Origin of the sequence: Sphingobium anseongense, from assembly GCF_037725245.1 — a bacterium.
In the GTDB taxonomy this organism is placed as follows: domain Bacteria; phylum Pseudomonadota; class Alphaproteobacteria; order Sphingomonadales; family Sphingomonadaceae; genus Sphingobium.
In genome coordinates, this window is record NZ_JBBJUL010000012.1 from 56,310 (window position 1) to 78,937 (window position 22,628).

Sequence of the window (22,628 nt, forward strand, 5' to 3'; positions counted from 1 at the left end):
GCGGCACACCGCCCCCGCCCGTTCCTTTGTCCGAGAAGACATCGGCGCGAGCAGCTCCCAGCACCTATGGAAGTTGCTGATCATGCGGAATCAGACCGAAGGCGTGCCGGCCAAGGACGCCGAACTCTATTTCGGCCATGCCCGATCCTGGGATCAGGACCGCCAGCGTAAATCGTTGCGGTCCGAACGCATCGCCTGGGTGGTAGCTGGCCTGGGCCTGCTTGCCGCGACCGCGGAGGGTTTCGCACTCGCGGGCCTTGCGCCGCTGAAGACGGTCATGCCGTACATCATTCGCGTCAATCAGACGACGGGCGCCGTCGACGTGCAGACCACCGTCACCCAGAAGCCGATGCGCTATGATGAGGCGGTCACGAAATTTTTCCTCGCGCAATATGTCCGGACCCGGGAAAGCTGGTTGCCGGCGGCGGCCGAAGAGAATTTCCGGGCCGTCACTATCCTGTCCGAACCAGGCGAGCAGCAACGCTGGGGCCGGTTTTTCAGCTCGAACAACGCCGCAAGCCCACAGGTCGTGTGGGGCAAGAGCGCGGTCGTCCAGGCCCGCGTGCGCAATATCGCCTTCATCAACGATCGTGTTGCCAACGTCCGCTTCACGCGGACAGTGCAGACCGACACCGATACGCAAAGCAGCGACTGGATCGCGACCGTCACCTTCCGGTACACGAACGCGCCGATGGCGGAGGGCGACCGCTATCGCAACCCATTGGGGTTCCAGGTCGAGAATTACCGCGCGGACCCCGAGGTGGTGCGGTGAACCGCCTTCTTCCATTAGCGAGCCTTATCGCCATTATGGCGACACCCGCGCTCGCGGAGGACACGCCGCGCGGTGGGCCGGCGGATCCACGCGTGAAGTTCGTCGAATATCAGGAGACCCAGGTCTACCGGATCGTCGGCACATTCCGGACAGCGACCCAGGTCGTGCTTGGCGCCGACGAGACGATTGAACATGTCGCGCTCGGCGACACCGTCTCCTGGGAAGTGGCGGTTGCCGGTCACATTCTGTTCCTGAAACCCCGTGAGCGGGCGGGACCAACGAACCTTATCGTCACGACCAATCGCGGGGGTGAGCTGCGCAACTACGCCTTCGAACTGACGGCGCGCCGAGGACCCATCGGCAGCGGGAGCCGTGATACATTCTTCCAGGTTCGGTTTCGCTACCCGCGCGATGAAGCTGATCGTGCCGCTCGCATGCGCGCGACGCAGGAAGCACAGCGCGTCGCGGCATTGCAGGCGAGCGCCGTTCGGGGAGCCCTTGACCACGGCGTCATCGATGGACCGCGTAATCTGAACTACAAGGTCCAGGGTGCGAGCGATCTTCAGCCGTCGGAGATCTCCGACAACGGCCAGTTCACGGTCCTGCGTTTTCCCGGCAACCACGAAATCCCGGCGATTTATCTCGTGCGCCCGGACGGCTCGGAGACGTTGGTCCCATTCGATGTCCGGGACGAGTTCGTGGTCGTTCACGCTGTGGCGGCTCAACTGCGTCTGCGCCGGAACCGGGAGGTGCTGTGCATCTATAATCTCGCGCCAACACCTTACGGCGTCGATCACGGCACCAACACAGCGTCGCCGCATGTCGAACGCACCATACAAGACCCGAAGGAGTGAGCGCGATGGACGAGTCTGCGGCCGAGGCCCCTCGTCGCCCGCAAGGCGATCCAACACCTGAACGCGACGAAATCATCCGCGAGCGCGGCATCGATCCGATCGGTGGGATGACACCGGCAAAGCGGAACACCGCCCTGATTTTCGCGGGAACGGCGATGGTTCTCGGCATCTTGTGGGTCAACTCGGGGCCAAGCACCAACAATGCCGGCAGCCTGATGGGCAAACCGGAGTCGATGGCCAAACGCCCCGATCTGGCAGCGCGCGAGACCGTCGCGTATGATGCCGTCGCGGCGAAACCCAAGCCGCTTGGCGCTCTCGCCGCAGATCCCAACGCACCCGTCATCAATCCTCCACCTGGCACGCAGGTCGTTGGCCCTGACGGACAGATCGTTCCTGCCATGCAACCGGGCGCAGCGCCGGCAGGCGCGCCGCAGAATACGCGGCAGAACCTGGCCGACCAGGCACGGCGATCGACATTGATCGCCTATGGAGGGCGCGATGCGCTTCAGCCATCGGGCGGTGGAAGTGGCGCAGGTAGCGGCACCGCCAGTCCGGACGGCGGCGATGGTGCTAACGATACGGCCGCCCGCGGCGCACCCAATGCGCTCGACGCGCTTCGACAGAGTTCGGCGGTCGGCGAGGCACGGGCCTCGATGCTGCCCAACCGCAATTATCTCGTCACCGCCGGCACGCTGATCCCGTGCATCCTCCAGACAGCGATGAATTCTGCGCAGCCCGGTTACACCTCGTGCCTGATTCCGCGCGACGTCTATTCGGAGAATGGCCGTGTCGTGCTCATGGAAAAGGGCACCAAAGTCCTCGGCGAATATCATGGCGGCATCCAGCAAGGGCAGAACCGCCTGTTCGTGTTGTGGACGCGGGCCGTCACGCCGCAGGGCGTGCGCATCGACCTGGCTTCGCCGGGGTCGGACGCCCTTGGCCGCGCCGGCATCGCCGGGTCCGTGGACACCTTCTTCTGGGCGCGCTTCGGTAGCGCGTTGCTGCTCTCGCTGGTCGACGACGCCGCTTATATCGCCGGGCAGTCCGTTTCAGGTGGCAGCAACAACTTCAATAATACGACCCGGACCCCGAGCGAGGGGGCGAGCATTGCACTCCAGAACAGCATCAATATCCGACCGGTGCTGAAGAAAAACCAGGGCGAGGAGGTCGGGATCTTCGTCGCCAAGGACTTCAACTTCGCCGACGTCTACAATCTCGAGTTGCGGCGCTGAGGATGAGCGATACCGCTGTCCTGCGCCATTATCTCGCGCCGATCCTGCCGCTGCTGGAGCCGGTCGAGGTCACCGAACTGGTGATCAACAAGCCCGGCGAAGTCGGCATCGAGGATCATCGCGGTTGGCATTGGCATAGCGTCGCCGAACTCGACAGCGATTGGCTGGCGACGCTGGCCGTCGCGGCCGCAAGCTTCACCCGGCAGGACGTCAATGCCGAGACCCCGATCTGCTCGACGATCTTGCCGGGCGGAGAGCGGTGCCAGATCGTCATACCCTCGGTGACCCCGAATGGCGCGCCGTCCTTCACGGTGCGCAAGCCTTCCCGGGTCAATCTGGCGATCGATCAGCTCGAGCAGACCGGCCTGTTCAAGGGAACTCGCTCTGCGGCGTGCGGTCTTGGCGAAGTCGATGCTCAATTGGTGGCACAGCGCGACGCCGGTGACTGGCCGTCCTTCTTCAGGACCGCCGTCGCCGCCCGCAAAAACATCCTGGTGAGCGGCGCGACCGGCTCGGGCAAGACCACTTTTGCCAAGGCGCTGATCCAGTTGATCCCGCCCGACGAGCGGCTGCTCACGATCGAGGATACGCGCGAGCTTGTCGTCGAACACCGCAACGTCGTGCATATGGTCTATTCGAGCGAGCGACAGGGCCTGGCCAAGGTCGGCCCGAAGCAGCTGCTTGAAAGTGCGCTGCGCATGCGGCCCGATCGCATTCTGTTGCAAGAACTGCGCGACGGGACTGCCTTTTTCTATCTGCGCAACGTGAACTCGGGTCACCCCGGCTCGATTACAACCGTCCATGCCGGTTCAGCGATGGGCGCTTTCGAGCAGCTCACCTTGCTGGTGAAGGAGTCCGAAGGCGGGCGCGATCTGGCCCGCGACGATATCCGTGGGTTGTTGCACATGTTGGTCGACGTCGTCGTCCAGACCCGCAAGCGCGCCGGAAAATTCGAAGTCGAGGAGGTGTATTTTGACCCGCCTGTCGGACGCGCGACCGCTCACTAAGGTCGCGATCGTCGCGGGGATGCTCGCGGCAACCGTTTTGGCATGTGCCTTGTGCGCGGTGCTGGTCGCGCTCGTCGGCCTCAACCAGATCGGCCCGCGCACGCAGGTCTCGGCGATACCCGGATGGCTCTGGTACTATCGCCGCGACCCGCTTCTGCATCTGTGGCTGGAGCGCGGTGCGCTGGTCAGCGGCGCAATCGCCTTCGTCATCCTGCTCATCATCCTGAAGCAGGGGCGCACGCTCCATGGCGAGGCACGGTTCGCGCGCGAAAGCGAGATCCGGCGCGAACATCTGCGCAGCAACAGCGGGATCGTCGTCGGGCAGAAAGGCGGCCGCTATCTCGTTTTCGGCGGCACCGAACATGTCTTGCTTGAGGCACCGACGCGCGCCGGCAAGGGCGTCGGCGTAGTGATCCCCAATCTTCTGAGTTGGGCGGACTCGGTGGTGGTGCTTGATGTGAAGCGCGAGAATTGGGACATCACCGCAGGTTTTCGCGCGCGCCATGGCCAGTCGGTCTATCTGTTCGATCCGCTCGACCCCGAAGGGCGAAGCGCCCGCTACAATCCCTTGAGCTTCATCGACCGGCTCGACGACACCGATGTGATCAATGAACTCCAGAAGATCGGCGGCATGTTGTTTCCGGCTCCGGAAAAGGCTGATCCATTCTGGGCGGAAGCGGCGCGCGCCGCCTTTGTCGGCGTCGGCGCCCTTGTCGCGGCCAATCCCGCCCTCCCCTTCACGATCGGCGAAATCTATCGGCGACTGACGACGGGCGATCCGAAGGTCGAATTGCCGAAGGTCGTCGAAGAGGCGCAGAAGCGGGGGCAACGGCTGAGCCAGGCCTGTGTGTCGGCGCTGAGTGACTTCACCTCCGCGTCCGACAACACATTTTCGGGCATCAAGCAGACGATCACCTCGAAGCTCAATCTCTGGCTCAATCCCTATGTCGATGCCGCGACGTCAGAGACCGATTTCGATCTGCGCCAAATCCGCCGCGAGCGGATTTCGATCTATCTTGGCGTATCGCCCGACAATATTGATCGGATCGCGCCCGTCTATAACCTCTTTCTTCAGCAGCTGATCGATCTCAATACGCGGGAACTGCCTGAGAATGGCGGCCGCGTGCCGGTGCTCATTTTGCTCGATGAGTTCGCCCGCCTCGGCAAGGCACCGGTCATCGCGTCGGCGTTTTCCTACGTTGCAGGCTACGGGCTTCGCCTGTTGCCAGTCATCCAGAGCCGGTCCCAGCCCCGCGGTATCTATGGCGTGGATGTCACCGACGAGATCATCGCCAACTGCGGTCTGGAGATCGTATTCACACCCAAAGAACTGAAGGTCGCCAACGAACTTTCCGAGCGGCTCGGTTTTTTCACGATGAACGTCAAATCGAAGAGCCGGACGATCCATGGCCTGCTCGCCAACCGCAGCGTGTCGGAATCGGACCAGCGGCGCGCGCTGATGATGCCTCAGGAGCTGATGCAGATGCCCAAGGGCGACCTTCTGCTGATGCGCGGCGGGATTCCGCCCGTCAGGGGCCGCAAGATCGAGTATTTCCGCTCGAAGCGCTTCACGAGCCGGATCAGTGACCCGCCCAAGGTTGCGCCCCGTCCGATCGCGATTAACGCCGTGTCGTCCGCCGCCAAATTGGCAGGCGGGGCGAGCAGCAGCGATCCGTTAGCGCAGGCCCTTAGCGCGAAGCGGGCTGCTCTGTTGAACGACGGTCCAGCGACTGCGGCTGCGGAGCAGGCACAACCAAACTCGCGCGCGTTGACCGATGACGAACTGTCGGGCTTTGCCGAGATCACCGATGACATGTTGGTGCTCGGCAACATGGTGGATCTGCCACCCCCCGGCGATGAACAGGCCGCTATTGCCTTTGTCACGGCGATGACGGCCCGGGCCGTTCTCGAGCCCGTGGGTGCCGGCGCCCAATCTCCAGCATTTGTGACCGAGAGGCATGACCATGGCAGAGAGTGATCGCAAGCAATCGGGTACGGCGCGGACCACTACCAACAGCGTTGGCATCGACGCCGCCGAACGGCGCAAGGCGCGGGCGCCTGGGTCGGTTCCGCCGGAAAGGTCCTCGCCTGGGGGATCGAAGGGTCCCACTGAAGCGCCTGATCATGCCGGGGCTGTCGGTGTGCCGCGCCGCGCGCCCAAGGTGCATTCCCTCGAGGCGGGCGATGTGCCGGAGAGCGTGCGGAAGCGCTATTATGCCGACAAGGCAAAATGGTCGGGCGAACCCGCCTTTTTCACGACGGCGCAAGCAAAGGATCCCGCGTTTCGCGATCAGGGCCGGCGCTTGGTCACGGCGACGGAGAGCCAGGAGGTCGTCAAGGATCTGGTGGCGATCGCACAACACCGCAATTGGGATCGGATTCACGTCACGGGATCGGAAGAATTTCGGCGATCGGTCTGGATCGAGGCGAGTCAAAAGGGGCTGGAGGTACGTGGCTACAAGCCCAATGATCGCGATTTCCAGGAGCTCGACCGGCTCCGCGGAGAGACGAGCCGCAATACGATCGCGCCCATGGCAGCCCGTGACGTCGATGTCGCCCGTGGGTCAACCGGGATAAGCCGCCGGAGCGACGGCAATGGTTTGGAACGGCCCGATGCCCGGCGCGGCGATCGTGGCAACACGCCGAACGATCGTGCGGCCGACAGCCAGATGCGCGTGATGGAAGCGGTGATCCGACGGACGTTGTTCGACAATCCCGAAGCGGTCGCGCGGGTGATGACAGTTGCCCGCACGCAGCTCGATGCGCATATTGCGGCGGGACGGAACATCCGCCCGGCAATGGTCAAGGACGCCTCCCCGATCGTCAGGCAGGATATCGTCCGCGGCCGTGACCCAGCCACGCCCCCCATCCCTCGTCCAGGTCGCGAGCCCAAACCCCAGGAACGCAGCCGGTCTCGGTGATCCAAAATCGGTCTTTGTGCCGCAACCCCTCTACGACATATGGCTCAGGCGATCGGCTCCTGGTTTAAGAAACGCGACTTTTGTTCGTCTTCGCCGAACATTTATCACGATTGATAAACCGCGAGCGGCCCGACCCAAGGCCTGTTGGATGTATACTGCCTGCGCGGACCGTCCCACTAAAGGCGACGATCTTGCCATATAATATAACCTCCGTTATATCGAACGCGCCGGACATCGCTCATAGAGGCTCAAATTGCGCGAAGGATATAATCTCAAGACGCTTGGACCTCGGGCCGCCCAGCTGATCGTCGAACTCAACGAACGCCGTCAGCCGATTTTTTCGCTTGCGGACGTCACCGAGATCACAGGTCTGAGCCCGTCATCGGCACGCAGCCTCGTCGCGAACACGGAAGCGCGCGGCATCGTCACGCGTCTCAAGCCTGGCCTCTACAATCTGGTGCCATTCGAGCGGGGCCGTGACACCGAGCATGTGAGCGATCCTTACCTCATTGCAAGGACACTGGTTGGCGATGCGGACTATTTCATCTCCCACGGCAGCGCCCTCGAGCTGCACCGCATGGTCACCCAACCGCAGTTGGCCATCATCGTCTCCTGCGCCAAACGGCTGCGCCCGCAGCACATTCACGGGTATGAGTTCCGCTTCGTCGACGTCAAACCGCAGGATTTCTTCGGTCTGACCGAGATCTGGATCACATCCGAGGAGCAGGTCAGGGTCAGCGATCCCGAGCGGACCATCATCGATGGTCTCGACCATCCGCAATATGTCGGTGGCGTCACGGAGGTCGCCAAGGGACTCTGGATGAAGCGCGATACACTGCGGGTCGAACTGATGATCGAATACGCGCTTCGCCTCGGCGTTGGCGCGGTGATCCGCCGCCTGGGCTATCTGCTGGAATTATACGAACTGGCCGACACAGCCGCATTGGAGCCGTTGCGCGCGCGGCTGACGCCGACCTATCAGCGCCTCGATCCCCTGTTTCCCAATGAGGGCAGGATGCTGGCCCGATGGCGCATCCGACTCAACGTCGAGCCCGACGAACTCGATATAATCCGGAGCAGCTGATGATTCCCCAGCGCGATCTCTCCCGTATCGCCAACGGCCTTCTCAAGCCTCGCGGCCGCCGCGTGCCCGAGGCGGTGATCGAACGCGACTATTGCCTGGCCTGGTTCCTGACCGGCCTGGCCCAGCATCCATTGCGCGAATTTTTCGCCTTCAAGGGCGGGACGGCATTGCGCCGCTGCTGGTTCGAGAATTACCGCTTTTCCGAGGATCTCGATTTTTCGTTGATCAAGCCGATCGACCTGGACGCGATACTCTCCGGCCTGAACGAGATCTTCGCCATCCTCGAGGCGGCTTCGGGGATCAACATGGCCTATGATCGGCCCGACCGGCATGGCCATCAGAACACCCACACCTTCTATCTGAGCTACAAAGGCCCCCTGCCCGCGCGCAGCGACGTGAAAGTCGATATCACGATCAATGAGGTGTTCTGCTTTCCACTGGCTGAGCGCCCGATCCTGCGGACCTTCGAGGAATTTGCCGACCTGCCGGAAGGCCCGACCATTCTGGCCTACAGCCTGGCGGAGATATTCATCGAGAAGCTGGCGGCCCTGTCGGACAAGGCCCGCACCGAGCCGCGCGATCTCTACGACCTTTGGAATTTGCTCGAGGAGCGTGATATTCGACCAGCGGAATATCTCGCCGAGTTCACCCAGAAGCTCGCCCTTCGGGAACGCATGCCCAATGGCGTGACCGCCGCGATCGCCGCCAAGGAAAAGCGTTTAGGCACGCTTTGGACGGGGCGGCTGCAGCAACAGATGAGCGATCTGCCGCCATTCGAAGGGGTGTTTCGCGAGGTTATGCGCGTTCTGCGCGAAGCCGACCTGCCGGAGTAGAGCGCGCCGTTCATCGCCCCAACGATGGGCGTAAATTAATAGATTTGCTTGCTGATTCTGCCAAAGGTTATGGTGGTCAAGTTCGGGGGATGAGTTGGACGACACGCAGCGCTTTGCCTATGGGCTCAAGTTCGAGAATGCCTTTCTGCGCGAGCGCGGCAAGGCGTTCGAGAGCCTGTTCGCCCGTATCATGGCGCATGCCTTTCCGGGCGATTTCCAACCCGTCCGTCCTTACGGTCCGAAAGGCGACCTGAAATGCGATGGCTTCCGGGCCAGCGATGGCACCGTGTTCCAATGCTATGCGCCCGATGCAATGAAACTCGAACCCCTCCTTGCCAAGGTCGATGAAGATTTCGCAGGCGCGCTCGTCCATTGGACGACAAAAATGCTGCGGTGGGAGTTTGTCCATAACGACAGCCGCGGCCTCCCGGCCGAGGCCGTCAAGAAACTCGCCGCGCTCAACGCCGCGAATCCGAACGTCGCCTTGGCCGTCTGCGGCGAAGCGGAATTGTGGCTGATCGCCATGTCGCTCGCGCTCCACCAGCTCGAAGATCTCTTTGGCGCCGTTCCATCGGGCCGTGTGATGGAGAAGCTCGATTTCGAGGCGTTGCGGCCGGTGCTGCTTGCAATTCAACGGCAGGAACCGGACGCGGAACCATCGCTGGTGGCGCCGTCGGCGGCAAAGCTCGAACGCAATGCCCTCTCCCAGGACGCAGCCGGGCTGCTGCGGCAGGGCCGCCGCCGGGAGCAGTTGGTCGAAGCCTTTTTTGCCGGCTGGCCTGATCCCGACCTCGGCGAAGAGATCGCACAAGCGTTCCGGGTGCGCTATCAGGCCCTGAAGGCGGTCGGGCTATCACCGGACGATATCTTCGGCGAGCTTCAAGCCTTCGCGGGGGGTATGACCGGAGAGCCAGCGCGCCAAGGCGCGGTGCTCGCTGTGCTTTCCTACTTTTTTGAGCGTTGTGACATCTTTGAGGACGCGATTCGAATCGACGCGATATGATTCTACCGACCAAACATATCCGGCCCGATCGGGCGCTCCTGGCGGTTGGTGCCGACGTGCTCGGCTGCCTGCGCGAGCCGATGACCGTCTCGCGTCTCTGGGATGAGATACGCATTTCTCGCAGCGATCGGGCGGTGTCGGCACCGATCAATTATGACTGGTTCGTCCTGGCGCTCGACCTGCTGTTTATCGTGAAGGCCGTGCAGTTCGATCGTGGTCTGGTCCAGAAGACCGTTTCATGATCCACGGCCTTTCCAGCGACCTTCCGAGCTTCAAGAGCTTGGCCTTCCGGCCCGGGCTGAACATCCTGCTCGCTGACAAGAGCGATGGGGCGACCGATCGGCAGTCCCGCAACGGCGCCGGCAAAACCAGCCTTGTCGAGCTAATCCACTTCCTGTTCGGCGCCAATGCCGACAAGGACAGTATTTTCCGCTCCGATGAACTGGCAGGCTTCAGCTTCGAGGCCCGCGTCGATATCGGACCGACGCTCGTCGATGTCGCGCGATCCGGCACCAAGCCATCCCGCATCCGATTGCAGGGCGACACATCCGATTGGCCGATCGCCCCGTCTCTCGAAGCCAAGACCGGCGATCTGGTCATCAGCAACGAAAATTGGCGCGCCGCATTGGGCGCGCTGCTTTTCCGCCTGAACCCGGATGTGGACGACGAAGCAAACGGCCGCTTTCGGCCGAGCTTTCGATCTCTATTCTCCTATTTCGTGCGGCGGCAGAATAGCGGCGGGTTCGTGTCGCCCACACAGCAATCCTCGATGCAGCAGGCTTGGGATCAGCAGGTAGCGATCAGTTATCTCCTGGGCCTCGACGCGAGCGTGCCGCAACAGTTTCAGGAGGTCCGCACGCGAGAGCGCGCGATGGCGGAGTTGCGCAAGGCGGCAAAGGACGGCAGTCTCGGCCGTTATTTCGGCACGGCGGCTGATCTCCGGACCCGCATGACGATCGCCGAAGCCCGTGCCAGACGGATGCGCGAGCAACTCGACACCTTCAATGTCGTTCCCGAATATTCGGGGATGGAGCAGGAGGCTTCGCAGATCACGCGAGAGATTTCGACACTCAGCGACGACAATACCGCTGATCGGGAACTGATCCTACAGCTGCGCGCGGCGATCGACAGCGAGCTTCCGCCGGCGACGACCAGCCTGGACCGCCTCTATCGCGAAGCCGGTGTCGTACTGCCGGGATCGGTCGGTCGCCGCTTCGAGGAAGTGGAAGAGTTTCACCAGGCGATCGTGCAAAATCGGCGATCGCATCTGACGTCCGAGGTCCAGGCCGCGGAAGATCGTATCCGCACGCGCGATCGTGCGCGCGAAACGCTTGATGGCCGTCGTCGACAGCTGATGGGCATCCTCCAATCCGGCGGCGCGTTGGAACATTACGCAGCGCTCCAGCAGGAAGCCGGTCGCGCGGAGGCGGACGCCGAGGGGCTGAGACAACGCCTCACGACGGCGGAACAGATCGAAAGCACGAAAGCCGAACTCGACATTGAGCGCGCCCGGCTCCTGAAGACGCTTCAGGACGATCATCACGAGCGTCAGAGCATCATCGAGGAAGCGATCCTCGTGTTCGAGGATCTGTCCAACGCGCTTTACGAAAAAGCCGGGAGCCTGACGGTCAGCGCCACGCCCAACGGTCCCCAAGTCGATATTCGTATCGATGCCCAGCGCAGCAAGGGCATCACCAACATGCAGATATTCTGCTTCGATCTCATGCTGGCCGAACTGACCGCCCGCCGGGGCATGGGGCCGGGTTTCCTGGTTCACGACAGTCATCTGTTTGACGGGGTCGACGAACGGCAGGTGGCCAAAGCGTTGCAGCTCGGCGCCGATCATGCTGCCGCGGTCGGATTCCAATACATCGTCACGATGAATTCGGATGCTTTGCCGAAAGACGGCTTTCGTGACGGCTTTGATGTTAGTGCCTATGTGCTCGACACCAAGCTGACCGACGCAACCGAAACCGGAGGGCTATTCGGACTGCGATTTAACTGAAGTACGCCCTACCCCAACTTATCCACATCTTTAGCGCTCGCGATCAAGGGGCTTGCGTTTATCTTTGTCCGGCTCAGCCGAGGGCGAAGCATCTGATTTACGGCTGCGGCTGTCCGCTGCCGCCGAACTCCGATCGGCGATCATGATCTCCCGCGCCCGCTCCAACCGCCGCGACACCGCCGCCGGCATATCGGCCACGAACCCTGCGATATCTTCGGCCAGCGCGCGATCCTCGTCCTTCCCGGTTGCCGCCAGCGCGGCCGCGGCCTCTGCGTAAGCCCCCCGGATCTGCTTCTGGCGGCCGAGTGCCAGAACGTCCTCCACTCGCCGCTCCGGGTTCTCTGACCGTGCGAACGCCTGCGCGCGCTCTTCGATCAGCCGGTTGAGATCCAAATCCCTCCCCTGCCCCGCTGTCCGTGCCTCCAGATGGTGCGCGGGCGAGCGCACCCGCTTTTGAACATGGCCGCGCGCGCGGCGCGGCGTCGCTTCGGCGGCGATACCGCGCTGGCGCAATTCATGGGCGAAGGTTTCGCGCCAATGATGAAGGTCGGCCTTGCGCGGATTGAACCGCGCGCCGTCCGCCCCCTGGGTCGCGACGGTCAGATGGACATGGGGGTGAGCAGTGTCGGTGTGGAGCGCCACCATATAGCTGAACTGCCCTTCGAACTCGACGCGCGCGAACGCCTGGACGGCATCATGGATGGTCGCGGCATCGGTCGTACCGCCGGGCATCGACAACACCATCGACATCGAGGTCGGTCGCTCCTTGCCATGAAGGTTCATCGCCTGATCGAGCATGTCCCAATCGGCCGCGATCGCCTTCAGGCGCTTTTCGTCGGTGATGATCTCGCCTTCGCTGCTGCGAACCTCGAGCTTCCCATGCCGCGATATATAGCCAAAATGTTCAGCGAGATGCCTTGCCCCACGCTGCTTGCCCGATATCTTGACCATGACCTCCGGCGCCTTGCGCACGATGCGCTCAAGCTTGGCGCGCGCCTCGGCCGGCGACAACATCGGCGCAGCGGCGCTCCCGCCCCTGCCCTTGCCACCACCCGAACGGATCCGCAGCGTCCCCCCGCGCAGGCTGCGCTTGCCCCCGGTCGGCGGTCGCCAGGCTTCCATCAGACTGGGGAGCGGCAGGACGCCATCATCATCCTCAGTCATCGGGCGTATCCCAATAGCTCAGGTCACCTTTGAGCGCGCGGCCAATCGCGCGCAGCTGGTCGGCCACCTCGTCGCGAAAGGAGGCGACCCGCGCGGCCTCACGCGCCAGGTCGAGCCGCGAATCCACCATGGTCGCGGCATGAAGGGCATGGACCGCCTGGTTGAGATTGATGCCGATCCGGTTGAGCTCGCGCCAGGACTGCGCGATCTGTACCCTTTCGGCGCGCGGCGGAAGCGGATGTGTATGAAGCCGCCGACGCAACAGCATCACGAGCCATTCGGTCCGTTTTAGCCCGCGCGCATCGGCGGCCGCATCCAGCTTCTCAATATCCTCGCGCGTGAGCCGAAGCTGCAGCCGGTCAGTCGTGCGGGTCCGAGGCGAAGCCGTCTCGCTCGACCTGTCCCCGGCGTTCTCAAGCGCATCGTCGATCAGCTTGCGCAGGAGCGCTGAGCGACCGCCGGCGGCAGTCGCCCTAGCATCGAAGCGCGCCGCGAGATCATCGGGCAGACGGAGACCAAAGAACGCCACACCCCATTGCTATTGTTTAACAATGACGGCGCCAAGCCTATCCGGCCCTCACCTAAAACCACTCGTCTTATAGTCTGCTCAAGCAGACTCCGCCCGTCCTCAAGCCAGGTATCTCATCCAATCTGACATCTACAAAAAAGCAGAATATTTCCGAGCGATCCAATCCGCCCGATCCGCGAAAATGAAGACAGCCGCGCCCCTGAAGAAGGGGCGCGGCTGCCAAAACTGTCTGAAAAGCTCGATCGTTTCTACGCGGAGTGAGGGGTGAATGAGTGAGCGCCCGCCCCGCCGATGGTTTACCCCATAACGATATCGGCAACGGGCGCTTCGATCTCCTCGCCGTCGTCGAACACCACACGGACTCGCTCGGGCAGGATCAAACGTCCTGTCCGCCCGTCCAGGGTCACCCGAACCGCATCGAGGGGCTTGGGCTGCAAAGACACCTCTGCGCCGAACATCGACCGCAGGCCCGCACCGGCACGCACCGACCTTCTCGGCACAGCGCGCTCAGTGTCCTGCCCATTCGACAGGACAGGCACGTCACGTAACCCGGTATCAGGCGGAACCTCGGTTGCCTTGAGCCCTGCGATAAACCGGCCGCCCTCGGCCAAGGTCACGCTTTCATCGCCGAGCCGCTCGACATAGGCGCGCACCGCGTCGCCATGAGTGCGGGCAGCACGATGGAGGTCGTAGAGCAGCCGAATTGGCATCTGATCGATCGCTGCTCGCAACCAGGGCGCCATATCGGCACAGGCGGCATAGAGCGACACGAACTGCTTCGAGCGGCCGAGCGCGCGGGCGATCTCCGCCTGGGTGACGCCGGCGGCCAGCATCCGTTCGATGCCGGTCGCGAGATCATGCGGGGTCAGGCCCGCGCGCTGGTCATTCTCGACGATCTGATCGGCGAGCGTGTCGGCCCGGTTCACCACCGCCATCACGATCGCCGGAATAGTCTCGCGCCCGGCAAGGCGCGATGCCCGAAAGCGCCGCTCGCCGACGCGGATGACATGAAGCCCGTCCCCATTTTTCGGGGCGACGATGATCGGCTGCAGGACGCCGCGCGCGGCGATCGAAGCGGCAAGATCCTTGAGCTCCGTCTCGTCGAACACGCGCCGTGGGTTTTCGGGGTCGGCGATGATCCAGTCGAGCGGCAGATCCTCGACGCGCCGCGCGCTGTCGTGGAGACCGACAAGCAGCCCGAACTCTTCGGCGCGCTGATCGAACTTGCCCATCACGCCGCACTCAGGCGACGGTCGTCCATTCGGCGAACGATTTCTGCCAGGATCGGTCGGATTTCGTCAGCCGCCGCTTTCGCGCCGCTGCCGGTTTCGCGCCAGACCGGATGATGCTGTTCGGCCGAATGCTTGTAGGTCGGTCGCGCCTTGATGAAGGCGGGAAACATCAGTTTCTCGCCGACGGCGCGGGCGAGCTTGACCGCATTGTCCATTTCGCGCCGGTCGAACGGATTGACCATCGAGGGCAACAGCCCGAGAAAATCGACCTTGCGCCCGCCTCTCGCCCCTTCCGCTTTTTTGAGCGCTGTGAGCAGCATCTTGGCGCACTCGATCGAATCCTCGGCGACCTGGACCGGCGCGATCACCGCGTCGGCCACCGCCATCGCGCTCAAGGTCAGCTCATCCCATTTGGGACCGGTGTCGATGACGATATGATCGAAATGGGCACCAAGCGCGGGAAACCGGCCGAGGAAATCGCGGACATCCGCGGCTGCCTTCACCATCTGCAGGCGCGGATCGGCGGCGAAAACCGTGATGCCTGGCGCATCGCTCAGGTCGAGCCGCGCCTCGGGATCGAACAGGTCCGCTGCGAACCACCCGGTCCGCTCGCCGGCGAGCCGACGGGTGGAACTGCCCTGCGGATCGAGGTCGAGAAACGCGACCCGGTTGCCGCCTTGCTCGGCAAGATACCAGGCGAGGTGCGTTGCGAGAAAGGTCTTGCCGACCCCGCCCTTGAGCAGGCTGACGACGATCGTTCGCATCGGCGCCGCGCCGTCAGGATTCATAGTCGTGCGGACCATCGCGCAGGTTGCGCTCATAATGCTCGCGCGACGACCGGTCGCCACCGCCGCCGATGCCAGGTCCGACATAACGGAACAGGTAAACGGTGATGATGAAGCAGACGAATGCGAACAACAACGCATGGTCTGGATGACGCGAAAAATAGTCGGCCACGGTGGGTCTCCTTGGCATGTTCCAGGGAAACCGGTCGGTCCCCTCACCGCGCAGCAAAACGCGGCCGCTCGCGCCGCGCAGCCTCCCCTCCCGTGCCGGGAAGCAAGACCCGATGGGACGTCTGGGCGGCACCGGCGATAGTCTGCTCAAGCAGACTTTTCGGCCATCCCCCCGGTCAGGGGGATGGCCGGTGTCACACTCGCTCGGTGAGACATTTTGCGCAGCCGGGGGCAACGCCAGCGGGCTCGGTTGGCGCGACGCGATCAGCGCTCGCGGCTGACGCCTTGGTCAGTCGGCAGGCTCACGCAACCGCCACTGGTGGACCAGTGCGACGATCTTGTCGTCATAGCCAAGCTGGTCGGGATAGATCGCGCCGTGATGACCGCCCAGATAGACGAACACGATGGCCATGTCGGCCGCAACTTCGTGGTCGACGCCAAACAGGTCGGCAAGATCGAACCCGCCATTGTCCTGCGCATTCCACCAGGCGAGCAGGAAGTTGGCGGCGCGGCGCGCTTGCCCCGTGTCCGAGGCGGCCAGATCGAAAAGCCGGTCGAGGGCTTGGATGACGGGCTCGCTCATCTGCGAATCCTTTCGGTAAAAGGTGGCCCCGACAGGGTCGGGGCCATGATAGCTCAATATTCGTGGGTGAGAAGCAGCGTCAGCACGCGGGTGGTGACGTCGGGATCGGTCGGATCGGGCGATCCATAGGTCAGCGCGCGATCATAATAGTCGATCTTCCAGTACAGGGTCTCGCCGGCAAATTCGAAGCGCCCGAAATCACGCTCGCCCTGGGGATCGACGTCGGGACCAAAGGCGTCATAGTCGCGCACGGTGCGCAGCAGTTCGGCGCGACGCTGGAACCCGCGAAACAGGCTGGTATCGCCGATCAGCTCGGCGACCCCGGCGGTCATGACCACCTGGTTGACGCCCGGGCTATGGATGGACTGGCGCAGGGCATCATTGAGCCGCGCGATGGTCGCGACGCGCTGGTCTGCGGATACGGCTTTGTCATTTTGGGGGTCGGCCATGACGTTCGACGTCCTCATCTGTGTCAGACCCCGCCGATCGGGGCCTTTCGACAGGCGACCGGACCGCCGGGGCATAGCGCGCCCGCGCACCCGCAGGGTCGCAACGGATGTGGAGAAGCCCGGCATCGGGCTTGCGCTGGCAAGTGCCGCGGCGAGGACGCCAAGCCAGAAAGGAACCATCGGTGCAGCGGTGATAGGGAAAATGGAACGGCATGGCCGACTTTTCGGACGTGCTGCTGGACGCGCGACTAAGGGCTTCGCTATTCCCTCGATCATGACAGACACCGCCCGGATCATTGCCCTCTGGCCACGCTGGACATTGAGCGTGGGCGTGATGCAGCGGCTGCAGATCCAGGTTCGCACCCAGTGCCGCCGCTGCGGCGCCCTGATGCGCGCCGATCTGGACGATCTGGTCGCCCGCCATGGCGCAAGTGCGTCGCTGATCGATCGCCAGGAGCGATGCCGCATGGTCGCGTGCGATGGCGCGACCTTCTACCTTGCCGCCCGGCGGCATGGCGAACCGTGGCGAATCCTGCTCGATGCCGCGGCGCTGCGCGACGGCCTGAGCCTATGCCCGCCAGCGCATCTCGCCCACGGGCGACCGGCCCCTGTCGCGCTTGCCGCAGACCTGCGCGGTCCAGGGCGCCGTTGACGGCCTGCCCCACGGCAGGGATCGTGACCCGCATGGGCCGAGACCCGGCACGGGGCTCGGGGCGTTTCGCCTAGAGCCCGGTCCGGCGCAGCCGGAGCCGCCCCGACCGCTCAAGCCCCCTTTGCATCGCCCAGATCACCGAACAATCGACGCAATATCTCATCCAGGCTGGCGACCTTCTCGAACCTGGATATCCGCACCTTGCGGTGGTTCGGCCGCTCATTCTTCTCGCCCTCCGATGTCCCCTTGCTATGCTTGGCGACGGCAAACGTAGTGATGTCCGGCAAAGGCTCGCCTGGCCCCGCGCCGAACCACAGATAATGGTCGAAGAGGAGATCCGGCGTCACCACGATCCAGATGACGCATCCGCTCGGCTTCTCCATCAGCTTGAGGCTGATCTTGACCTCATCGGTCTTGCCGCCGACGATTTTGGTCTTGAACTGGATATGGCGGGTCACGCGGCCGCGGGCCATGACCAGATCATAGCCGCCCGCGTCGAATTCGGAGCGCAGCACCTCGACGTCGGTCACACCCAGTTGCCACAGGCGGCGCAGCGCGTCCCCGACAAAGACATGCTCCACGATGCGTTCACGCAGGGTGGAGTGGATGAAATGCGGGCTCGCTTCCTCGGTAAGATCGTCCAATCAGCGCTCGCACAATAAGGGCGGGGGCGAAGGCCCCCGCCTGAAGGTTTCAGCTGAACGGATCATATTCATTGATGACCGCGACGTCGCCATCGAACTCGTCGGCGGTGATGACCGCGAACTGCGTACCGATCCCGATGACCATCGTTGCAATCATGAGGGTTCTGGAGAGGCCGAGCGCGTGGAGGCGGGCGATCTTGATGTCGGTGAACATATCGAGGCTCCTTGCCAAGCCGGCGGGTTCATCCCCGCTCGACTGGCGCCCGATGTGTTCGGCCGGTGGCCGCGATCACTTTTTTGCCAACGGCCAAAAAGCCGTAGCGCAAGCGACCGGACCCTTTACGGGTTGATCGCATAAGGCCGCCGGCCGGAACAAGGATTGCGCCTCAAAGAGCGGGTGGACCCGCCTGACGCCAGAATTTGGGCTTCGCACCGACCTTTCTAGAATGTCTCCAGGGTCGGCTCTTGCGCAGATCGCGCGGTCTTGGGCAGGATGCTGGAGAGCTCATCCATCGAATAAGGTTTGTTGAGCAGTGCGAACCCGCTGGCTCCTTCGTCGGCCAGGACATGGCTATAGCCGCTTGCCAAGATGATCGGCAGGCCGGGATAGAGGGTGGCCTCTTGCCGTATGTTCTTTTTTTGTTCTATGTTTCTCTCATGCTCCGAGTCGATGAAGATAGCCTAGCCCTCCATCTCGAGGTGTCGCTCGCAACCGCCGAGCCGGCACTGGTGACGGATATTCGCTGCGGTGACGCGGCCGCACGGCGGCGTGCGGTAGCGCAACTGGCCCGGCATCTGGCGGTCCGTTTGCGCTGCTATGATATTCTCGCTGACGAGCCCGCCGCGATAGCGGGGACATTGCCGCTCTTCCCCGACGCATGACGAACAGCTTGTCCCGATCCCATCGCTGATGCTCATAGCCTTGCTTCTGGCTGTCGCGACCGTCCCCGCCGGGCAGATGTTCGCCTGCACGCCCATCAGGGTGTGGGACGGTGACGGACCGGTCTGGTGCCGGGAGGGACCACGGATTCGGCTTGGCGGAATAGCGGCACGCGAAATCGACGGCTCATGCCGGCGGGGACAACCCTGCCCGCGCGCCAGCGGCATTGCCGCGCGGGACGCGCTGGTCCGATTGCTTGGCGGCGCTAGAGGCCGAAGCGGCACCGGCCATATCCTTGTCACTGGCCCGAGGCTCCAATGCCGGTCAACCGGCAACGCGAAAGGGGATCGCACCGGGGCCTGGTGTTCTGCACCGAGGATCGGCGACCTGAGTTGCGCCATGATCGCGACGGGTACAGTGCTGCGATGGCAGCGCTATGCGGCAGGCCATTGCCGCTGACAGAGGCTGATGGTCTGCCGTATGCCAACGGCTCATCCCTGTACGGTTTGGGGCGCGATTGCGATCGACGAGAGGTCGTTCGTTGAATCTACTTGAATGCCCGCTTCGCTCCGTTCGGAATAGCGATCGACGAGTTGGTCCGCATGCGGCCGCAGCAGGACGGTAAAGCGCACAAGCTCCTCGACCACATCGACGATGCGATCATAATAGCTCGACGGCTTCATGCGGCCGTCATCGTCAAATTCGGCGAACGCCTTGGCCACGCTCGACTGGTTGGGGATCGTGAACATGCGCATCCATCGGCCAAGGATGCGCAGTGTGTTGACGCTGTTGAAGGATTGCGAACCCGCGCTGACCTGCATCACAGCCAGGGTCCGCCCCTGTGTCGGGCGCATGCCCTGATACGCCAGAGGCAGATGGTCGATCTGGGCCTTCATGATACCGGTGATCTGCCCGTGCCGTTCCGGGCTGCACCAGATCTGCCCTTCCGACCACAAGGAATGCGCCCGTAGTTCGGCAACGGCCGGGTGGTCGTCCCCTTCGACCTGGTCGGGAAGCGGCAGATCAGAAGGGTCGAATATCCGCGTTTCACATCCGAAAAACTGGAGAAGCCGCGCAGATTCCTCCACCACAAGCCGCGAGTAGGATCGCTTCCGCAAGCTGCCATAGAGGAGAAGAATGCGTGGCGGCGGATCGTTCGGGCCGAGACCAAGCGCGGGCCTTCGGCGGGCAAATGCCATCTTCAGAGCCGGCAGATAATCCGGCTCGGATAGCTGGCGCAGGCGTTCAAAGGCCATGATGTCCTCGCTCATCGGCCTTGCTCGGGCACGGTATCAGGAAACCAGCGGCGACCGAACCAGAAGGCGACATTCACCAGCAGGATCAGCACTGGCACCTCCACCAGTGGGCCGATGACGGCTGCGAAAGCGACCGGGGACGCCAGCCCGAAAGCGGCGATCGCGACGGCAATGGCCAGTTCGAAATTATTGCCCGCAGCCGTGAAAGCCACCGCCGTCGTGCGTGGATAGTCGCTGGCGATAAGCTTGCCCATGAAGAAGCTGATTGAGAACTGGACAACGAAATAGATGGTCAGCGGGATGGCGATGCGGACGGCATCCCCCGGGAGCGTGACGATCTCGCTGCCCTTCAGGCTGAACATCGCAACGATCGTGAACAGGAGGGCGATGAGCGTGACCGGACCGATCTTCGGGAGGAATACGCCCTCGTACCAGTCGCGCCCTTTGGCCGCGACGAGACCCTTCCGGGTCAGATATCCCGCGAGGAAAGGGATACCGAGGTAGACCGCGACCGCTTGCGCGATGATCCAGAAACTGACGTTGATGACGCTGCCCTCCAGCCCGAACAAGGGCGGCAGGAAGGCGAGGAAGAACCAGGCATAGAGGCTGAAGAACAGGATCTGGAAGATCGAATTGAACGCCACCAGCGCCGCGACATATTGATTGTCGCCCTTGGCAAGCTGGTTCCAGACAATAACCATCGCGATGCATCGGGCCAGCCCGATCAAGATGAGACCCGTCATATAAGCTGGCTCGGCGCGCAGGAAGATGACGGCCAGAAGGAACATCAGCACCGGGCCGATGATCCAGTTCTGGACAAGCGATATCGCCAGCACCCGCTTGTCCTCGAAGACGCGCGGCAGCTCCTCATAGCGAACCTTGGCCAGCGGTGGATACATCATCAGGATGAGGCCGATCGCGATCGGTATATTCGTGGTGCCCCAGGACAGGCCGTTGATCGCGGCAGGTAGACCCTCGATGCTCGTGCCAAGGCCTACGCCCAGGGCCATCGCCAGAAAAATCCACAAGGTGAGATAGCGATCGAGAAAGGATAGCCGTGGTCGACGGGTCTGGGTCATTGCGGTTCCTTGAGCGGTGGGGCGGCGTCACCGACGCCCAGCGCGATCTGCATGTAGATGGTGTCGAGCCAGCGTCCGAACTTGCGTCCCACCGACCGCATCGTGCCGGCATGTTCGAAGCCGAGCTTGGCATGGAGGGCGACCGATGCCGCTTCACCCCCGCCGATGACGGCAATCATCTGGCGAAATCCTGCCACCTCGGCCTGTGTCAGCAGAGCAGCAAGCAGCGCCTTTCCGACACCTCGGCGCTGATGCCCGGGATCGATATAGATCGAGTTCTCACAGCTCGATGCATAGGCCGGCCGATCGCGAAACTGCGTGGCATAGGCATAGCCGACAACATGGCCGCCCTGCTGGGCGGCGAGGAACGGCCAGCCTTTCGCCAAGCATGCATCAATCTTGGCTTCGGTCTCCATCACCGAGCGCGGGCTGGTATCGAAGCTGGCGGTGCCCTCCCGGACATGATGGGCGTAGATGGCGGCGATCGCCGGCGCGTCGGCGAGGACCGCCGGTCGGACCGTGAACGCTGCCATCGTTCAGCCTGCCGTGACGCGGTTACCGGCAGCGTCGACGACCTGCTCGCCGTCTTCCTTGGCGAAAGCACCGCGTTGGGCCGCGGGGATGAGTTCCAGCACCGCTTCGGAAGGGCGGCAGAGCTTGACGCCGAGCGGCGAGACCACGAGCGGACGGTTGATGAGGATGGGATGGGCCATCATTGCGTCGATCAGCGCCGCATCGGAAAGACCTTCATCGCCCAGGCCGAGGTCCGCAAAGGGCGTGCCCTTCTCGCGCAGCAAGGCACGCGCGCCGATCCCGGCGCGTGCGATCAGGCTTTCGAGTTGACTGCGTGAAGGCGGCGTCTTCAGATATTCGACCACATGCGGTTCGATCCCGGCGTTGCGGATCATCGCGAGCGCATTGCGCGACGTCCCGCATTCGGGATTGTGGTAGATGATGATGTCCACGGTCATTCACTCGCCTCCGCCTTGGCGCTCGCGCCTTCGCCCTGTCCGATGTCCTTGAGCTTGCGCCGCATCGCCATGTCATCGAGGCTCGAGATCGGGAGCGCCAGAAACAGCGCAATGCGATTCTGCAAATAGCGCAGCGCCTGCAGGAAGGCCTCGCGTTGCCCCGCGCCCTCGATCGCGGCAGGGTCTTCAATGCCCCAGTGCGCTGTCATGGGATGGCCGATCCATACCGGACAGGTCTCTCCGGCTGCATTGTCGCAGACCGTGAAGATGAAATCGAACTGCGGCGCACCGGCACCGGCAAACTCATCCCAGCTCTTGGACCACATATCGGTGGTATCGAAGCCGAGCCCCTGAAGCACCGACAATGCCATTGGGTGGACCTGCCCCTTTGGCTGGCTCCCGGCGCTATAGGCTCTGAAACGCCCCTCGCCGAGCTTGTTCATGACCGCTTCGCCAAGAATGGAACGCGCCGAGTTTCCGGTACACAGGAACAGGACGTTATAAATACGGTCGGGCATGCAG

At 63.1% G+C, this 22,628-nt stretch carries 28 protein-coding genes; 14 read left to right on the top strand and 14 right to left on the bottom strand.

All coding sequences use genetic code 11. The annotated features are described in order from the left end of the window. The first annotated feature begins 82 nt into the window (after positions 1 to 82). From WG908_RS14655 to WG908_RS14705, 11 genes are all read left to right on the top strand, one after another. Positions 83 to 772, top strand: a complete 690-nt coding sequence (locus WG908_RS14655; protein WP_179563578.1) for a VirB8 family type IV secretion system protein — start codon at positions 83 to 85, stop codon at positions 770 to 772. After that, complete coding sequence (virB9, locus tag WG908_RS14660) at positions 769 to 1,626, top strand: P-type conjugative transfer protein VirB9 (protein ID WP_179563577.1); 858 nt, start codon at positions 769 to 771, stop codon at positions 1,624 to 1,626. Before WG908_RS14655 ends, virB9 begins: the two co-directional genes overlap by 4 nt. Before the next feature lie 5 nt (positions 1,627 to 1,631). Then, positions 1,632 to 2,858: a type IV secretion system protein VirB10 gene (gene virB10, locus WG908_RS14665; RefSeq protein ID WP_179563576.1), complete on the top strand. Its 1,227-nt coding sequence runs from the start codon at positions 1,632 to 1,634 to the stop codon at positions 2,856 to 2,858. Positions 2,859 to 2,860: 2 nt separating this feature from the next. Then, positions 2,861 to 3,865 (top strand): P-type DNA transfer ATPase VirB11, encoded by a 1,005-nt coding sequence (virB11, locus tag WG908_RS14670; protein ID WP_179563575.1) that lies wholly within the window; start codon positions 2,861 to 2,863, stop codon positions 3,863 to 3,865. Between the two features lie 19 nt (positions 3,866 to 3,884). Further along, the gene (locus WG908_RS14675; protein ID WP_179563635.1) at positions 3,885 to 5,843 is read left to right on the top strand and encodes a type IV secretory system conjugative DNA transfer family protein; all 1,959 of its coding nucleotides are present in this window, start codon (positions 3,885 to 3,887) and stop codon (positions 5,841 to 5,843) included. After that, the gene (locus WG908_RS14680; RefSeq protein ID WP_261937547.1) at positions 5,830 to 6,786 is read left to right on the top strand and encodes an LPD7 domain-containing protein; all 957 of its coding nucleotides are present in this window, start codon (positions 5,830 to 5,832) and stop codon (positions 6,784 to 6,786) included. Before WG908_RS14675 ends, WG908_RS14680 begins: the two co-directional genes overlap by 14 nt. A gap of 253 nt (positions 6,787 to 7,039) precedes the next feature. Continuing rightward, positions 7,040 to 7,870, top strand: a complete 831-nt coding sequence (locus tag WG908_RS14685; protein ID WP_179563573.1) for a type IV toxin-antitoxin system AbiEi family antitoxin domain-containing protein — start codon at positions 7,040 to 7,042, stop codon at positions 7,868 to 7,870. Continuing rightward, positions 7,870 to 8,703 carry a nucleotidyl transferase AbiEii/AbiGii toxin family protein gene (locus WG908_RS14690; RefSeq protein WP_179563572.1) on the top strand — a complete coding sequence of 278 codons (834 nt, stop codon included), beginning with the start codon at positions 7,870 to 7,872 and terminating at the stop codon, positions 8,701 to 8,703. The genes WG908_RS14685 and WG908_RS14690 overlap by 1 nt, the downstream gene beginning before the upstream one ends. A 94-nt stretch (positions 8,704 to 8,797) precedes the next feature. Beyond that, positions 8,798 to 9,706 carry an ABC-three component system protein gene (locus WG908_RS14695; protein WP_340187292.1) on the top strand — a complete coding sequence of 303 codons (909 nt, stop codon included), beginning with the start codon at positions 8,798 to 8,800 and terminating at the stop codon, positions 9,704 to 9,706. Next, positions 9,703 to 9,948, top strand: coding sequence for an ABC-three component system middle component 6 (locus WG908_RS14700; protein WP_021243503.1), 246 nt, complete (start codon positions 9,703 to 9,705; stop codon positions 9,946 to 9,948). The genes WG908_RS14695 and WG908_RS14700 overlap by 4 nt, the downstream gene beginning before the upstream one ends. Continuing rightward, the gene (locus tag WG908_RS14705) at positions 9,945 to 11,711 is read left to right on the top strand and encodes an ABC-three component system protein (protein WP_149523997.1); all 1,767 of its coding nucleotides are present in this window, start codon (positions 9,945 to 9,947) and stop codon (positions 11,709 to 11,711) included. The genes WG908_RS14700 and WG908_RS14705 overlap by 4 nt, the downstream gene beginning before the upstream one ends. A 30-nt stretch (positions 11,712 to 11,741) precedes the next feature. Here WG908_RS14705 and WG908_RS14710 read toward each other — a convergent pair whose 3' ends face one another. From WG908_RS14710 to WG908_RS14740, 7 genes are all read right to left on the bottom strand, one after another. Then, positions 11,742 to 12,875, bottom strand: a complete 1,134-nt coding sequence (locus WG908_RS14710) for a relaxase/mobilization nuclease domain-containing protein (protein WP_179563570.1) — start codon at positions 12,873 to 12,875, stop codon at positions 11,742 to 11,744. Then, positions 12,868 to 13,404 carry a mobilization protein gene (locus tag WG908_RS14715; protein ID WP_179563569.1) on the bottom strand — a complete coding sequence of 179 codons (537 nt, stop codon included), beginning with the start codon at positions 13,402 to 13,404 and terminating at the stop codon, positions 12,868 to 12,870. Before WG908_RS14715 ends, WG908_RS14710 begins: the two co-directional genes overlap by 8 nt. A gap of 296 nt (positions 13,405 to 13,700) precedes the next feature. Continuing rightward, complete coding sequence (locus tag WG908_RS14720) at positions 13,701 to 14,636, bottom strand: ParB/RepB/Spo0J family partition protein (RefSeq protein WP_179563568.1); 936 nt, start codon at positions 14,634 to 14,636, stop codon at positions 13,701 to 13,703. Further along, positions 14,636 to 15,400: a ParA family protein gene (locus WG908_RS14725; protein WP_179563567.1), complete on the bottom strand. Its 765-nt coding sequence runs from the start codon at positions 15,398 to 15,400 to the stop codon at positions 14,636 to 14,638. The genes WG908_RS14720 and WG908_RS14725 overlap by 1 nt, the downstream gene beginning before the upstream one ends. 13 nt (positions 15,401 to 15,413) lie before the next feature. Beyond that, the gene (locus WG908_RS14730; RefSeq protein ID WP_179563566.1) at positions 15,414 to 15,593 is read right to left on the bottom strand and encodes a hypothetical protein; all 180 of its coding nucleotides are present in this window, start codon (positions 15,591 to 15,593) and stop codon (positions 15,414 to 15,416) included. Positions 15,594 to 15,881: 288 nt separating this feature from the next. Beyond that, positions 15,882 to 16,175, bottom strand: coding sequence for a DUF7673 family protein (locus WG908_RS14735; RefSeq protein WP_179563565.1), 294 nt, complete (start codon positions 16,173 to 16,175; stop codon positions 15,882 to 15,884). Between the two features lie 53 nt (positions 16,176 to 16,228). After that, entirely contained in the window at positions 16,229 to 16,624 is a 396-nt protein-coding gene (locus WG908_RS14740; protein ID WP_179563564.1) for a DUF3768 domain-containing protein, read from the bottom strand. Positions 16,625 to 16,898: 274 nt separating this feature from the next. On the opposite strand from WG908_RS14740, the gene WG908_RS14745 reads away from it, so the two are divergent. After that, on the top strand, positions 16,899 to 17,276 hold the full coding sequence (locus WG908_RS14745; protein WP_179563563.1) for a hypothetical protein: 378 nt from the start codon (positions 16,899 to 16,901) through the stop codon (positions 17,274 to 17,276). A 110-nt stretch (positions 17,277 to 17,386) separates the two neighbouring features. Here the strand turns inward: WG908_RS14745 and WG908_RS14750 are convergent, their stop codons facing one another. Together WG908_RS14750 and WG908_RS14755 are read right to left on the bottom strand one after the other, a co-directional pair. Continuing rightward, positions 17,387 to 17,920, bottom strand: a complete 534-nt coding sequence (locus tag WG908_RS14750) for a hypothetical protein (protein WP_179563562.1) — start codon at positions 17,918 to 17,920, stop codon at positions 17,387 to 17,389. Positions 17,921 to 17,969: 49 nt separating this feature from the next. After that, a complete protein-coding gene (locus WG908_RS14755; RefSeq protein ID WP_021243491.1) occupies positions 17,970 to 18,134 on the bottom strand; it encodes a hypothetical protein in 165 nt (54 codons plus the stop codon). A 407-nt stretch (positions 18,135 to 18,541) separates the two neighbouring features. Between WG908_RS14755 and WG908_RS14760 the strand changes: the two genes are divergently transcribed. Next, positions 18,542 to 18,802, top strand: a complete 261-nt coding sequence (locus WG908_RS14760; RefSeq protein WP_340187293.1) for a hypothetical protein — start codon at positions 18,542 to 18,544, stop codon at positions 18,800 to 18,802. 28 nt (positions 18,803 to 18,830) lie between these two features. Then, complete coding sequence (locus WG908_RS14765; RefSeq protein WP_261937559.1) at positions 18,831 to 19,259, top strand: thermonuclease family protein; 429 nt, start codon at positions 18,831 to 18,833, stop codon at positions 19,257 to 19,259. Between the two features lie 32 nt (positions 19,260 to 19,291). Here the strand turns inward: WG908_RS14765 and arsH are convergent, their stop codons facing one another. The 5 genes from arsH to WG908_RS14790 are packed head-to-tail and all read right to left on the bottom strand — an operon-like array spanning position 19,292 to position 22,624. Beyond that, positions 19,292 to 20,071, bottom strand: coding sequence for an arsenical resistance protein ArsH (gene arsH / locus WG908_RS14770; protein ID WP_315975836.1), 780 nt, complete (start codon positions 20,069 to 20,071; stop codon positions 19,292 to 19,294). Then, on the bottom strand, positions 20,068 to 21,135 hold the full coding sequence (arsB, locus tag WG908_RS14775; RefSeq protein WP_179563560.1) for an ACR3 family arsenite efflux transporter: 1,068 nt from the start codon (positions 21,133 to 21,135) through the stop codon (positions 20,068 to 20,070). The genes arsH and arsB overlap by 4 nt, the downstream gene beginning before the upstream one ends. Continuing rightward, a complete protein-coding gene (locus WG908_RS14780) occupies positions 21,132 to 21,668 on the bottom strand; it encodes a GNAT family N-acetyltransferase (RefSeq protein WP_179563559.1) in 537 nt (178 codons plus the stop codon). The genes arsB and WG908_RS14780 overlap by 4 nt, the downstream gene beginning before the upstream one ends. Positions 21,669 to 21,671: 3 nt before the next feature. Further along, a complete protein-coding gene (arsC, locus tag WG908_RS14785) occupies positions 21,672 to 22,106 on the bottom strand; it encodes an arsenate reductase (glutaredoxin) (RefSeq protein WP_149523984.1) in 435 nt (144 codons plus the stop codon). After that, positions 22,103 to 22,624, bottom strand: a complete 522-nt coding sequence (locus tag WG908_RS14790; RefSeq protein WP_179563558.1) for an arsenate reductase ArsC — start codon at positions 22,622 to 22,624, stop codon at positions 22,103 to 22,105. Before WG908_RS14790 ends, arsC begins: the two co-directional genes overlap by 4 nt. Positions 22,625 to 22,628 lie beyond the last annotated feature (4 nt).

Coding starts and splice junctions, on each gene's coding strand:
- WG908_RS14655 (WP_179563578.1), top strand. CDS start 83: ATGCGGAATCAGACCGAAGGCGTGCCGGCCAAGGACGCCGAACTCTAT.
- virB10 (WP_179563576.1), top strand. CDS start 1,632: ATGGACGAGTCTGCGGCCGAGGCCCCTCGTCGCCCGCAAGGCGATCCA.
- virB11 (WP_179563575.1), top strand. CDS start 2,861: ATGAGCGATACCGCTGTCCTGCGCCATTATCTCGCGCCGATCCTGCCG.
- WG908_RS14675 (WP_179563635.1), top strand. CDS start 3,885: ATGCTCGCGGCAACCGTTTTGGCATGTGCCTTGTGCGCGGTGCTGGTC.
- WG908_RS14680 (WP_261937547.1), top strand. CDS start 5,830: ATGGCAGAGAGTGATCGCAAGCAATCGGGTACGGCGCGGACCACTACC.
- WG908_RS14690 (WP_179563572.1), top strand. CDS start 7,870: ATGATTCCCCAGCGCGATCTCTCCCGTATCGCCAACGGCCTTCTCAAG.
- WG908_RS14700 (WP_021243503.1), top strand. CDS start 9,703: ATGATTCTACCGACCAAACATATCCGGCCCGATCGGGCGCTCCTGGCG.
- WG908_RS14705 (WP_149523997.1), top strand. CDS start 9,945: ATGATCCACGGCCTTTCCAGCGACCTTCCGAGCTTCAAGAGCTTGGCC.
- WG908_RS14710 (WP_179563570.1), bottom strand. CDS start 12,875: ATGACTGAGGATGATGATGGCGTCCTGCCGCTCCCCAGTCTGATGGAA.
- WG908_RS14720 (WP_179563568.1), bottom strand. CDS start 14,636: ATGGGCAAGTTCGATCAGCGCGCCGAAGAGTTCGGGCTGCTTGTCGGT.
- WG908_RS14725 (WP_179563567.1), bottom strand. CDS start 15,400: ATGCGAACGATCGTCGTCAGCCTGCTCAAGGGCGGGGTCGGCAAGACC.
- WG908_RS14735 (WP_179563565.1), bottom strand. CDS start 16,175: ATGAGCGAGCCCGTCATCCAAGCCCTCGACCGGCTTTTCGATCTGGCC.
- WG908_RS14740 (WP_179563564.1), bottom strand. CDS start 16,624: ATGGCCGACCCCCAAAATGACAAAGCCGTATCCGCAGACCAGCGCGTC.
- WG908_RS14745 (WP_179563563.1), top strand. CDS start 16,899: ATGACAGACACCGCCCGGATCATTGCCCTCTGGCCACGCTGGACATTG.
- WG908_RS14755 (WP_021243491.1), bottom strand. CDS start 18,134: ATGTTCACCGACATCAAGATCGCCCGCCTCCACGCGCTCGGCCTCTCC.
- WG908_RS14765 (WP_261937559.1), top strand. CDS start 18,831: ATGCTCATAGCCTTGCTTCTGGCTGTCGCGACCGTCCCCGCCGGGCAG.
- arsH (WP_315975836.1), bottom strand. CDS start 20,071: ATGAGCGAGGACATCATGGCCTTTGAACGCCTGCGCCAGCTATCCGAG.
- arsB (WP_179563560.1), bottom strand. CDS start 21,135: ATGACCCAGACCCGTCGACCACGGCTATCCTTTCTCGATCGCTATCTC.
- WG908_RS14780 (WP_179563559.1), bottom strand. CDS start 21,668: ATGGCAGCGTTCACGGTCCGACCGGCGGTCCTCGCCGACGCGCCGGCG.
- arsC (WP_149523984.1), bottom strand. CDS start 22,106: ATGACCGTGGACATCATCATCTACCACAATCCCGAATGCGGGACGTCG.
- WG908_RS14790 (WP_179563558.1), bottom strand. CDS start 22,624: ATGCCCGACCGTATTTATAACGTCCTGTTCCTGTGTACCGGAAACTCG.